The organism is Microcoleus sp. AT8-B5, from assembly GCF_036705565.1.
Lineage (GTDB): Bacteria > Cyanobacteriota > Cyanobacteriia > Cyanobacteriales > Microcoleaceae > Microcoleus.
Genome location: NZ_JAUBUY010000004.1, coordinates 115908 through 128095 on the forward strand (window position 1 = coordinate 115908; position 12188 = coordinate 128095).

At 47.2% G+C, this 12188-nt stretch carries 11 protein-coding genes; 9 read left to right on the plus strand and 2 right to left on the minus strand.

The genetic code is table 11. From position 1 onward, the window contains the following. Positions 1–117: 117 nt before the first annotated feature. Entirely contained in the window at positions 118–1122 is a 1005-nt protein-coding gene (locus QUB39_RS04510; RefSeq protein WP_015174889.1) for a LysR family transcriptional regulator, read from the minus strand. A gap of 296 nt (positions 1123–1418) precedes the next feature. Here QUB39_RS04510 and QUB39_RS04515 point away from each other — a divergent pair, with 296 nt between their 5' ends. The 6 genes from QUB39_RS04515 to QUB39_RS04540 all read left to right on the plus strand — a co-directional run bounded on the left by QUB39_RS04515 (position 1419) and on the right by QUB39_RS04540 (position 9275). After that, a complete protein-coding gene (locus QUB39_RS04515) occupies positions 1419–2132 on the plus strand; it encodes an NnrU family protein (RefSeq protein WP_333054397.1) in 714 nt (237 codons plus the stop codon). Positions 2133–2176: 44 nt separating this feature from the next. After that, a complete protein-coding gene (locus QUB39_RS04520) occupies positions 2177–2554 on the plus strand; it encodes a thioredoxin family protein (protein ID WP_333054396.1) in 378 nt (125 codons plus the stop codon). Between the two features lie 389 nt (positions 2555–2943). After that, complete coding sequence (locus tag QUB39_RS04525) at positions 2944–4989, plus strand: NAD(P)H-quinone oxidoreductase subunit 5 (protein WP_333209223.1); 2046 nt, start codon at positions 2944–2946, stop codon at positions 4987–4989. Positions 4990–5510: 521 nt separating this feature from the next. Further along, entirely contained in the window at positions 5511–7097 is a 1587-nt protein-coding gene (locus QUB39_RS04530; RefSeq protein WP_445243124.1) for an NAD(P)H-quinone oxidoreductase subunit 4, read from the plus strand. Positions 7098–7370: 273 nt separating this feature from the next. Beyond that, positions 7371–8186, plus strand: a complete 816-nt coding sequence (locus QUB39_RS04535; protein ID WP_333054394.1) for a DMP19 family protein — start codon at positions 7371–7373, stop codon at positions 8184–8186. A 381-nt stretch (positions 8187–8567) separates the two neighbouring features. Continuing rightward, a complete protein-coding gene (locus tag QUB39_RS04540) occupies positions 8568–9275 on the plus strand; it encodes a methyltransferase domain-containing protein (RefSeq protein ID WP_333054393.1) in 708 nt (235 codons plus the stop codon). A gap of 212 nt (positions 9276–9487) precedes the next feature. On the opposite strand, the gene QUB39_RS04545 is transcribed toward QUB39_RS04540, so the two are convergent. Then, positions 9488–9832 (minus strand): metalloregulator ArsR/SmtB family transcription factor, encoded by a 345-nt coding sequence (locus QUB39_RS04545; RefSeq protein ID WP_333054392.1) that lies wholly within the window; start codon positions 9830–9832, stop codon positions 9488–9490. Positions 9833–9929: 97 nt separating this feature from the next. Between QUB39_RS04545 and QUB39_RS04550 the strand changes: the two genes are divergently transcribed. From QUB39_RS04550 to QUB39_RS04560, 3 genes are read left to right on the plus strand one after another with little or no spacing between them, the layout of a single operon-like run. After that, positions 9930–10631, plus strand: coding sequence for an MBL fold metallo-hydrolase (locus QUB39_RS04550; protein WP_333209220.1), 702 nt, complete (start codon positions 9930–9932; stop codon positions 10629–10631). 31 nt (positions 10632–10662) lie between these two features. After that, entirely contained in the window at positions 10663–11214 is a 552-nt protein-coding gene (locus QUB39_RS04555; protein ID WP_333054390.1) for a rhodanese-like domain-containing protein, read from the plus strand. Next, positions 11211–12098, plus strand: coding sequence for a sulfite exporter TauE/SafE family protein (locus tag QUB39_RS04560; RefSeq protein ID WP_333054388.1), 888 nt, complete (start codon positions 11211–11213; stop codon positions 12096–12098). The genes QUB39_RS04555 and QUB39_RS04560 overlap by 4 nt, the downstream gene beginning before the upstream one ends. The last annotated feature ends 90 nt before the right edge of the window (positions 12099–12188 follow it).

Below are 12188 nucleotides of genomic sequence, written 5' to 3' on the forward strand. Positions count from 1 at the left end.
AGAGGGAAGAAGGAAGAGGAAAGAAGGAAAAGGGAAGAACGAAGAAAAAGTGATGGTTAAACCAGATTTCGATTTCTCAACTCACCGCGAACTGCTAACTGCCAGCGACCTAAGAGATTAACTTCCCGCCGAATTGGGAGTTGCTATTTCTATGAATCCCAAATCGAGGGCAGGGGGTTCTTTCTTCTCCAGGATGGTCGAATAAGTAGCAAACTGGGGCAAAATTTCATTGCTGAAAGCCTCTGCTGCTTTAGAACGGTAGCGGTTGGGGTTGTAAATCAGCGACAAAATGCGAGTTACCAAAACTTCGTCCATTTGAGATTTGTGCAAGACGCCCATGAGCAACTCTTTTTCGATCGCCGAAACCGAGACAAAAGCAGCTCCCAGCCCCGACTGAACGGCATTTTTAATGGCTTCGATCGAATTTAGTTCCATCTCTATTTTCAAGCGGCGCGTGTCAATGCCGCAGCGAGTCAGTACCTGATCGATTACTTTGCGGATCGTAGACTGCGAATCGAGGGATATAAACTGCAATTTGTAAAGGTCTTCTTTTTGGATAGTTTCTTGTTGTACCATCGGGTGAGATGGAGGAAGAATCAGAGCCAGTTCGTCCTCAGCGTAAGGAACAATTTCTAAAGCTTCTACAAGTTCGGTAGGAATTTCTCCGCCAACAATTGCCAAATCGATTTGCCCGTTGGCCACACTCCACGCCGTGCGGCGGGTCGAGTGAACGTGAAGCTGTACTGCTACATCTGGGTACTTTTGGCGAAACATCCCAATCATCCGGGGCAGCAAATAGGTTCCCGTTGTTTGAGAAGCGCCGACGATCAAAGTACCGCCTTGGAGATTTTGCAAGTCTTCCAGAGCTCGACAAGTTTCCTGGCAAAGCGATAAAATTTTCTCGCCGTAACTCAGCAGCAGGTGTCCGGCTTCGGTTAGTTGCGCCCGCCGCCCCCCCCGGTCAAACAGTGGCACGTCCAATTGTCTCTCTAAGTTTTGCACCTGCAAGCTAACTGCTGGCTGGGATACATAGAGGCTGTCCGCGGCGCGTTTGAAGCTTCCTTCAGAGGCGATCGCCTTGAGAATGCGTAACTGGTCTAAAGTGAAAGGAAGGTCAGACATATATCTAAATTGTCAGTAGGTGTAGGGGCGGGTCTTCTGTCAATCTCTGCGGTCAATCGACAAGCTGGTTCGATTTGGTGTGCAACAGTCGGAGTTGACTTCGATGCCAGTCATTTGGCTGCAACACACGCAACCTTAAAGTCAGTTGTACTCGTCCTCTGTCTGCGGTCTTTAGTTGCTATTGGGTCACTAATGACTGATGACTGATGAGTGATGACTGATAACCGCTGAATGCTCCCATAGATACTTTGTGACACAAATTGGCCGAGAATCAATAACTTTTCTTAATATTTGCAATGACGATCGACTTGGCGCTCGACTCCCACTTAGTTATTCTGGGCTTATTACTGGTTTTTGCGATCGCCCACAGCGGTTTAGCAGCCCTCCGGCCCAAAGGTGAAAAGCTGATCGGGCCGAGACTTTACCGCGTTTTGTTTGCCCTTGTCAGTTTGCCGCTAGCCGTCATTCTGATTGTCTACTTTTTCAACCACCGTTACGACGGCGTACAGCTTTGGCAAGTACAGGGATTACCCGGAGTTAAACCTGCAGTTTGGATACTTTCGGCAATTTCCTTTCTGTTTCTGTACCCAGCAACTTTCAACCTCCTAGAAATTGCCGCCGTCCAAAAGCCCCAAGTTCACCTCTACGAGACTGGCATCATTCGCATCACTCGTCACCCGCAAATGGTGGGACAAGTGATTTGGTGCGTGGCCCACACCCTGTGGATTGGCACTAGCTTTACCCTCGTCACTTCCATCGGTTTGGTACTTCACCACCTGTTCGGAGTGTGGCACGGCGACAGACGACTTCAGGCTCGTTTTGGAGAATCCTTTGAAACCATCAAATCTCGAACCTCAATCATGCCTTTTTTGGCAATCATACAAAAGCGTCAAACCCTTGATTTGCTTGAGTTTCTGCGCCCTTCCTACGTAGGTGTAGTCATTTTTACTGGTTTGCTGTGGGAAATTCATCCTTTTTTGATGCGTGTCACTAGGAACATATACTGGTAGCATGATCCCTAGGATAGAAAAAAATTATTAAATTTTGAGGGCTCATGGTGTTGTCGGTTAGCGAACGCACTTTTGCACAAGAGGTTTTTCAAGCCTCTACCCCCGTTTTAGTTCACTTTTCGGCTCCTTGGTGCGGTTTGTGCCGCGCGATCGACCCCACGCTTAAGACTTTTGAAGCACAGTGGGCAGGAAAAGTCAAGCTCGTAGGGGTGAATGCCGATCAATGTTTCAAGTTGGCCCACACTTATCGGCTGACAAGTCTGCCCACGCTGATTTTGTTTGAGGGCGATCAAGTTCGATTTAGATTGGAAGACTACCAAGGACGCGAGGAACTGCGGCGGACTCTGGATGCCTGGATGCTGGCCGCTCACGTAGTTTCCCCATCTCAACGGCTGCAACTTCAGGAAGTAGCCAACAGGTAACGGCTGCAAGTTATTCGGCTTTTAGGTAGAAATCAGAAGCAATTCCTCATTTGTCGATCGGCCACCTGAGCGCCAAATGTCGCATTCCTGAACCCCGAAACAGTGTTTTTTACAAAAATATAGTGTGAAGCGCCAGGGTATCGGTTAAAAAACCAGGTTTCTTGATTTCTTTCCGTCCAAGCTCGATTTGTCAGTCTATATTTGGGCATAGATTTAAGGCGAACTAGATCGATCGGCTCGATCGGAAAATAGGCAGTAGGTCTCAAGCGTTGTCGATCGACAACGCTTGAGAATTACAACAAGTATTTCTGCCGGGTCGCGCAGGCGTGTGTCACAATTGTTTACAGTTTTGGCCATATCTAGTAGAAACTTTAAACTACCTATCAGTCATGGAACTGCTTTATCAATACGCTTGGCTGATTCCTGTCCTGCCACTGGCAGGCGCAATGCTAGTAGGTCTAGGCTTAATCACCTTTAACCAGGCAACCAACAAACTCCGACAAGCGAATGCGATATTAATCGTGTCCGCACTCGGAGGGTCAATGGTACTCTCCTTCGCATTGCTGTGGAGTCAATTACAGGGCCACGCACCCTACACCCGCAGTATTCAGTGGGCTTCTGCTGGCAACTTCTCGCTGAATATGGGCTATATCATCGACCCGCTGACGGCGGTGATGCTGGCGATCGTCACTACGGTCGCCTTTTTGGTGATGATTTACACCGACGGCTACATGGCTCACGATGACGGCTACGTGCGCTTTTACGCCTACCTGAGCATCTTCAGCGCCTCAATGTTGGGTCTCGTAGTCAGCCCGAACATCGTTCAGATTTACATTTTCTGGGAACTCGTAGGTATGTGTTCGTACCTGCTAGTCGGATTTTGGTACGATCGCAAACCCGCTGCTGACGCTTGCCAAAAAGCTTTTGTCACCAACCGCGTCGGCGACTTCGGCCTGCTGCTGGGCATCCTCGGCATTTACTGGGCCACCGGCAGCTTTGAATTTGAAGTGATGGGCGAACGCCTGCACTCCTTAGTAGAATCCGGTGCTCTTTCGGCGACTCTGGCGACAATCTTCGGCGTCCTCATATTTTTGGGGCCAGCAGCCAAATCTGCTCAATTCCCCCTCCACGTCTGGCTTCCAGACGCAATGGAAGGCCCGACACCGATTTCGGCCTTAATCCACGCGGCGACAATGGTAGCCGCCGGCGTATTCCTGATCGCTCGGATGTACCCGGTGTTTGAAGGGCTGCCGGCCGTCATGAATTTGATCGCCTGCACCGGCTGTTTTACGGCATTTATGGGTGCTTCGATCGCGATTACCCAAAATGACATCAAAAAAGGCCTCGCCTACTCCACCATCTCCCAACTCGGCTACATGGTGATGGCAATGGGCGTCGGCGCTTACAGTGCCGGACTTTTCCACTTGATGACTCACGCTTATTTCAAAGCAATGCTGTTCCTGTGTTCAGGTTCAGTGATTCACGGGATGGAAGCAGTTGTAGGCCACAACCCCGCACTCGCTCAAGATATGCGAGTCATGGGCGGCTTGCGGAAATATATGCCGATTACCGCTTCTTGCTTTTTAATCGGAAATTTGGCAATCTGCGGAATTCCGCCGTTTGCTGGTTTTTGGTCAAAAGACGAAATCCTCGCCAGCGCCTTCTCCGCAAATCCCGCTTTGTGGGCTGTTAGTTGGCTGACGGCCGGGATGACCGCGTTTTATATGTTTCGGATGTATTTCAGCACCTTTGAGGGCGAATTCCGGGGCAATAACAACGCTATCAAACAGCAACTTCTGCAACCGGGTTTGGTTTTCGGCCCTGGGGCGATGAACGTTAAGGAATTGGCATCAACTGACGACAGTCACGATGAGCACGACCATTTGCCTCACGAATCTCCTCTGACAATGGCTCTGCCGTTAGTGTTGCTGGCAGTACCTTCTGTGTTTATCGGTTTTCTCGGTACGCCGTTTGCCAATTATTTCGAGCAGTTTGTTCGCGCGCCTGGGGAGTCTCTCGAAGAAGTTTTGGAACACGCTGCTGAGTTCAATTTGACGGAATTTTTGATTATGGGCGGAAGCTCTGTAGGTATTGCTTTGCTGGGCATTACTTTGGCTTCTCTGATGTATTTGAGCCGTAAAATTGACCCAAGTGCGATCGCCCAAAAAATCAAACCGCTTTACGAGTTCTCCCTGAACAAGTGGTATCTCGACGATATCAACGATTTTCTCTTTGTCAAAGGCAGCCGCCGTTTAGCGCGGCAAGTCATGGAAGTTGATTTGCGAGTCGTCGATGGTGTCGTCAACTTAACAGGGTTTATCACCCTGGTTAGCGGCGAAGGTTTGAAATACTTTGAGAGCGGTCGCGCTCAATTTTATGCTCTGATTGTGTTTGTCGCAGTTCTGGGTTTTGCGATCGTTTCTGGAGTCGGTTAAATCTGTAGAGATACGGCATTGTCCATTAGTGTCAACTTTCCCGGTAAAACCGATAGTCCGATAGTCCGACAGGGAATGAATTCCCTGTCTCAAAGCTAAAGTCTTCGCTATGAGGACTGAAGAACTCCTTAAACCTCTTATTGTGGAACAGGCATCTTGCCTGTTCAATACTGGCTTTTTTGGAGATATCTATTAGTCCTCTTGAGAGGACTTTCGCTATTAGCCAGGGAATTCATTCCCTGGCGGACTCGCCCAATTGCAGATGAGCGGCTGAAGTTGACACCAAGGGGCAATGCCATTTCTCGCCAGAAGATATTTTAAGAACGGGCATTAGCTCAATAACTCACAATTGACAATTAGCAAAGAGAAATAAATCTTTCATTAAACTTAACTGTTGCGATCGCATAATTTGTCCAGATAATAGCAAAAAAAAATGTTCCGTCTAAAGAAAGTATAAAATTTAGGCTAAAATTGGCAAAATGTGTTTAAACCTAATAACTGATGGATCATTTTAAAACGCAATGGATACAGCTAACTTTCCCTGGTTAACAACAACAATTCTGTTTCCCATTGCTGCGTCCTTGCTGATTCCTTTAATTCCCGATAAGGATGGCAAGACGGTGCGGTGGTATGCCCTAATTGTGGGTTTGATCGATTTTGCCCTACTTGTTTACGCTTTTTACACTCAGTACGACTTCAGCAATCCAGATTTGCAACTGGTAGAAAGCTATACTTGGGTGCAGCAACTCGATTTGAATTGGTCGGTGGGTGCTGACGGTTTATCAATGCCGCTGATTTTGCTGACTGGTTTTATTACTACTCTGGCTACTTTAGCTGCTTGGCCTGTCACCTTTAAACCGAAGCTTTTTTACTTTTTGATGCTGACAATGTACGGCGGCCAAATCGCAGTTTTTGCCGTGCAGGATATGTTGCTGTTTTTCCTGGTTTGGGAACTGGAATTAGTCCCGATTTACCTGATTTTGTCCATCTGGGGCGGCAAGAAGCGCCTCTATGCAGCAACTAAGTTTATCCTATACACCGCAGGCGGTTCGCTGTTTATTTTGCTGGGCGCGCTGACGATGGCGTTTTACGGCGATACGGTGACTTTCGATATGCGGGCGATCGCAGCTAAAGATTACGCCCCCAATGTAGAATTGCTCCTTTACACAGGTTTCTTAATAGCTTACGGTGTCAAACTGCCGATTTTTCCGCTGCACACTTGGCTCCCTGACGCTCACGGGGAAGCAACCGCACCCGCCCATATGTTGCTAGCAGGAATTCTGCTAAAAATGGGCGGTTACGCTTTACTGCGGATGAATGCGGGAATGCTCCCGGATGCTCACGCTACCTTCGCACCCATCTTGGTAATTTTGGGTGTGGTTAACATTGTTTACGCCGCCTTAACTTCTTTTGCTCAGCGCAATTTGAAGCGAAAAATTGCTTATTCTTCGATTTCGCACATGGGGTTTGTGCTGATTGGGATAGCTTCGTTTACCGATTTGGGAATTAGCGGTGCAATGCTGCAAATGGTTTCCCACGGTTTAATTGGGGCGAGTTTGTTCTTTATGGTGGGCTGCACTTACGATCGCACTCACACGCTCATGCTGGACGAAATGGGCGGTGTCGGGCAGAAAATGCGTAAGGTTTTTGCCATGTGGACTGCTTGTTCTATGGCTTCTTTGGCTTTGCCGGGAATGAGCGGTTTTGTAGCAGAATTGATGGTATTTGTGGGTTTTGCAACGAGCGATGCTTACAATCCTGTGTTTAAGGTTTGTGTGGTATTTCTCGCTGCTGTCGGGGTGATTTTGACTCCGATTTATCTGCTGTCGATGCTGCGTGAAATCTTCTACGGGCCTGAAAATAAGGAATTGTCGGATCACGAGGAATTGGTGGATGCGGAACCGCGAGAAGTGTTTATTATTGCGGCTCTGTTAGTGCCGATTATCGGTATCGGTTTGTATCCTAAGATGCTGACTCAGGTTTATGATGCGACTACTGTACAGTTGACTGCAAAGTTGCGCGATTCTGTGCCTTCCTTGGTGGCTAAGGCTGCTACGGATAAAACTGTGTCTTTGAGAGCACCTGCGATCGAGCCGAGTAAGTTGTGATTTGAACTGGATTTAGGAATAAAACCCCCAAACTTAATTTTTAAAATGGTTTGGGGGTTTTGTATATATCGGCTCGAAGTAAATCGATTAGATTGGGATTTTTAAACCGCAGATTTCAGCAGATAAACACAGATGAACGCTGATGTAATTTTCAGTATTGTCGTTCCTCAAAAAGCATAAAAGAGCATGATAGGCTATATTCGATGTTGCAACTGCAATATAATTAATAGTTGGGCAAGATAAAAAGTTTTAGCCTAAGAGGGAGACGGAAAAATGAGTGACGACATACTTGGCTCGAAAGATGCGGTCGTGCTCTCAGCGGAAAGCATGAATAGCGATGATATCCGCGCGACGATCCAATCAAATATTGACTTTGTGAATGCACTATTTCAAGAGCTTCTGAATCTCTCAGAAATTTCTCACGACGCACTCCTCAGTTACTACGTTGATTACTACCTCGGGCAGGTGAATAATGGCGGTTTTGCTCAGTTTGTCTATAACACAAGGTGGCAGCCTGCTGTCATCGCGCTAGTTAAAGAAGGCCTTGGGAAAATCGGCGCGACACAACATACCGATCTTTTTGCAAAAGGAGAGGCGCTGGTTACAGCACGAAAGACAAAGTTAGCATCGTTCTTTTCGAGTGAGTTATTCGGCGAAAATGCTGAGAGAGACAGGCTAAATGGCATAAATGAGGACTTTTATTCGATCGAACAAGAGGAGAGTCTCGAACGATTAAATGCTAACTGGTTAAAAGCGCGCCCCGGCCTGATTGTTGTAGCAGAAGATCGAATCCAACAGGAAGTCACTCGACGAGCATTGAGTATTTCCGATCGCGAGGCCCGGCTCGCCCAGGCCCGTGTTGCCGAGCCGAGATACATTAAACTGATACGAGCCTTGTGCCATGCAGCCGGCCATAAGCTTGAGCGCGTTACGGCAGGCGATACTATGAATGAGTACGGTGGCCAAAGAATACTCGCTTGGCACTTTATTACCGATAAGGGGCATCACTTTATGGTGGAGGCTGACGGGAAGGCAATGATGTTTTCTGGAAAGTCCAAGGAACAGATTGCGGAGCTGGTAGTCGTATAATTATGCAGCCAAATTAATAGTTAGGTTGATGCACTATCTTTTTTAGTCTTTACTCTTAATTGTTCTTATTTCTATACTTGCTAGAATAAAAGGGAATACTAACCGAACTGCAAAGCGTTATTGTTCTGCCAAGAGTGCGATATTTGTTAAGGGCGATCGCACCCTCGCAAGTTGTAATTTGAACCGGATGCCAGGAAGAAAACCCCAAAACATCGATGATTAAACGGGTTTTGGATTTTTCTATGGTGTTTTGGGCGATCGAGATTTTAGGAGTCTTATTACTTTTGTTTTGCCGGAACCCCGTAAGTGTTGAAGCGAGGCGCTAAAATCCAATTCAGATAGCTATTAAAATACAGATTGCAAGCTTATTGGCTTTCCAGAATGCAAAATCAAGAGTCACCTATTGTTTTCGATCGAGAACGCGCTTCTTCCTACGACAAAAGATTCGCTAAATTGGCTCCGATGCGCGACGCACTTCATTTACTGATCCGCTTTGTACTTTCTGAACTTCCTACCGATGCACGGATTCTCTGTGTCGGTGCGGGAACCGGCTTGGAATTGATTTATCTGGCTCAAGCGTTTCCACAGTGGCAGTTTACTGCGGTAGAGCCTGCGGCACCGATGCTTGACATCTGTCGCCAACGCGCCGAAGAGTGTGGTATCGCGTCACGTTGCACTTTTCACGAAGGCTATCTCGATTCACTGCGCGCATCGGACTCTTTCGATGCGGCGACTTGCCTTCTAGTTTCTCACTTCTTTATGCAACAAGATGAGCGGCGCAACTTTTTTAGTCAAATTGCTTCACGACTTTGCCCTAACGGATATTTGGTCAGTGCGGATGTGGCTTCCGATATGTCTACTTCAGCGTACCAAAGCCTTTCCGAGGTTTGGCAGCGGATGCTGAGGTATTCCGAAGTGCCTGCTGAGGAGATTGAAAAGTTTTGTGCTTCTTATGGTCGAAATACTGCTGTGCTACCCCCACAAGAAGTCGGATTAATAATTGCATCCAGCGGCTTTGATACACCTGTATTGTTCTTACAAACCCTTCTGATTCATGCCTGGTATGCTAGGCGAACACCACCTCGCTAGAAGTGTAGTTATCAACAGCCGCTGAAAAATCTCGTGAAGTGGACTGACCAAAACCAAGTGTGAGGTTGCAAAGTTTTCTGGAGGCCCCAGAACCGAGTCGCGGCAAAGAGCGATCGCAATACTCAATACCCAATACTTCAAAATTACCAGTGGGTCGATCGCTCCTGGGATAGAAACAATTAAGCGTGTCTAGACGCTGCAATCAGGGGCGGTTAGAGTTGACGCAATCTGTCGAGGTTTTTTAACTGTTGTGACTGTTCTTGCAATCGAGTTTCGAGCTTCTGACACACAAGTTCGCATAAATCAAAAATCATTGGGTCAGTGATTTGATAGTAAACACTGACTCCCTGCTGCTGCCGTTGAACGATGCCTGCCTGGGTCAAAATCTTGAGGTGCTTGGAAACATTGGCTTGCCCCAGCCCTGTTTCTTCAATGATTTCAGTGACATTTTTAGCACCACTCTTAAGCGCGCACAGCAATTGCAGGCGGCTAAGCTCTGATAAAACTTTGAAGTAGTCAGCCACCTGAGCGAGAGCGGAAACTGGGATTTGAGACATAAGCAGGAGTGAATAGATTTTGAGCGAGACTTGTTTTTTAGACAATACTACTATATAGTAATATTATCACTAAAGATGTAATGAGAGGCTGATGCCTATGCTGTTTCGTCAACTTTTTGACCGGGAAAGCAGTACCTATACTTATCTGATTGCCGATCGCGCTTCCGCAGAAGCCCTATTGGTCGATTCAGTGTTGGAACAGGTGGAGCGAGATATCAAATTGCTGAAAGAACTGGGTTTGACATTGCGTTATTGCTTGGAAACTCATGTTCATGCCGATCACATTACCAGTGCGTCTCAACTGCGGGAAGCAACAGGCTGTGTGAGTGTGGTTCCAGCCCAAGCACAGGTTAACTGTGCAGACCGTTTTATCCATCCAGGGGAAACGCTACAGCTTGGAACTGTGGAAGTGCAGGCGATCGCCACGCCAGGACACACAGATAGCCACATGGCATACCTCGTCAATGAAAGTCACTTGCTGACCGGGGATGCGTTATTGATCCGTGGCTGTGGACGCACGGATTTTCAAAGCGGGGACGCCGGAACCTTGTTTGATTCAGTTACTCAAAGATTATTTACCTTGCCTGATTCTACCTCGATCTATCCAGGACACGACTATCGCGGGCAAACTGTTTCTTCCATTGAGGAAGAAAAACGCTGGAACCCTAGGTTTACAGGGCGCAGTCGGGATGAGTTTATTCAATTTATGAATGCACTGAATCTGCCCAACCCTCAAAAAATGATGGAAGCCGTGCCAGCTAATGAACGGTGTGGCAACCTCACCTCAATTTCTGCCTAGACCTTTGATCTATTTTATTTGGAGTACAACTATGACACTGACTAACGATTCTCAACTTCAAGAAATTGATGCTCAAACCTTGAAACAATTGCTTGAGGAAAACGCCGTAACTTTAGTGGATGTTCGGGAATCTGCCGAATATGCAACTGAACGTATTCCCGGCGCAAAATTGCATCCACTGTCACAATTCGATCCAATTCAAGTACGACCGTCTGAGGGACAAAAACTCGTTCTCTACTGTCAATCTGGAAATCGCTCTGCCAAAGCCGCCAGACAATGTTTAGACGCAGGATTCAATTCTGTGATTCATCTGCGTGGTGGAATTCCTACTTGGAAAAATGCAGGCTATCCGATTGAAAAAAGTCAAAATGCGCCGATTAGCTTGTTTCGGCAAGTGCAGATTGTTGCAGGCTCATTGGTTTTTGTGGGAACAGTTTTAGGGGTATTTGTCTCACCTAATTTTTTACTTCTGAGTGGATTTGTGGGTGCTGGCTTAGTGTTTGCTGGAATCACTAACACCTGTGCGATGGGAATGCTACTGGCAAAGTTACCTTACAACCAACAAGCCGGAAATAAACGATGATCTGGATAATTGGACATTTCCTGGCAGTTGGTATTGGTGTGAGTTTAGGCTTATTGGGCGGTGGTGGTTCTGTGCTAGCACTGCCTGTGCTGGTTTATGTGATGGGTGTTGCGCCTAAACCTGCGATCGCCATGACTTTGATTATTGTCGGGACTGTTAGCTTATTGGGCAGCATTCCCCATGGGCGGCGCGGTAATCTTAATCTCAAAACCGCAGTAATTTTTGGAACTGCAACCATGTTGGGGGCTTACCTCGGTGCAAGAATTGCGACGCTGCCGTTCATTACCAGCGCATTCCAGATGACCCTATTTGGATTGTCGATGCTGATTGCCGCAGGCTTGATGATTTATCGCACCACCTTGTCAAAGACGGTAGTATCTAGTAAGGATGAGCTAGAGGCTATCGAGTACGTCAAACCTGTTTGCAAATACTGCTGGCTATGGCTGATGACTGAAGGGATTGCAGTAGGGATTTTGACAGGATTAGTCGGTGTGGGTGGCGGGTTTGCGATCGTCCCTGCCTTGGTTTTATTGGGAAACGTACCCATGCGACAGGCGATAGGGACTTCTCTGCTAATTATTGCGTGTAATTCGGTCGCGGGTTTGCTAGGTTATTTAGGGCATATTTCCTTAGACTGGAATCTCACGGTTTCATTCACCTTTTTAGCTGGATGCGGAACGGTGATTGGGGCTTATCTTGCACAGTTTATTCCAGCGCAACAACTTCAAAAAGGCTTCGGTTACTTTCTGCTAGTAGTCGCCACATTCGTATTAGTCCAAAATCGTGATAGCTTACAGGGAATCAAAAAGTCATCTGCTGACGAGCCACCTCACAACGCACTCTCTTCAAACGGACGGGAGATGTCGGCTGTGATGCCGAGGTAATCTGCCACCACTCATCTTAGCCCTTAGATCGCGATCGCCCTATTCAATACTTCAAAATTACCACTAGATCGATCGCCCTTCAATTCAATG

Bases quoted from the DNA above. Each gene is read 5' to 3' on its own strand.
- QUB39_RS04510 (WP_015174889.1), bottom strand. From the start codon at position 1,122: ATGTCTGACCTTCCTTTCACTTTAGACCAGTTACGCATTCTCAAGGCG.
- QUB39_RS04515 (WP_333054397.1), top strand. From the start codon at position 1,419: ATGACGATCGACTTGGCGCTCGACTCCCACTTAGTTATTCTGGGCTTA.
- QUB39_RS04520 (WP_333054396.1), top strand. From the start codon at position 2,177: ATGGTGTTGTCGGTTAGCGAACGCACTTTTGCACAAGAGGTTTTTCAA.
- QUB39_RS04525 (WP_333209223.1), top strand. From the start codon at position 2,944: ATGGAACTGCTTTATCAATACGCTTGGCTGATTCCTGTCCTGCCACTG.
- QUB39_RS04530 (WP_445243124.1), top strand. From the start codon at position 5,511: ATGGATACAGCTAACTTTCCCTGGTTAACAACAACAATTCTGTTTCCC.
- QUB39_RS04535 (WP_333054394.1), top strand. From the start codon at position 7,371: ATGAGTGACGACATACTTGGCTCGAAAGATGCGGTCGTGCTCTCAGCG.
- QUB39_RS04540 (WP_333054393.1), top strand. From the start codon at position 8,568: ATGCAAAATCAAGAGTCACCTATTGTTTTCGATCGAGAACGCGCTTCT.
- QUB39_RS04545 (WP_333054392.1), bottom strand. From the start codon at position 9,832: ATGTCTCAAATCCCAGTTTCCGCTCTCGCTCAGGTGGCTGACTACTTC.
- QUB39_RS04550 (WP_333209220.1), top strand. From the start codon at position 9,930: ATGCTGTTTCGTCAACTTTTTGACCGGGAAAGCAGTACCTATACTTAT.
- QUB39_RS04555 (WP_333054390.1), top strand. From the start codon at position 10,663: ATGACACTGACTAACGATTCTCAACTTCAAGAAATTGATGCTCAAACC.
- QUB39_RS04560 (WP_333054388.1), top strand. From the start codon at position 11,211: ATGATCTGGATAATTGGACATTTCCTGGCAGTTGGTATTGGTGTGAGT.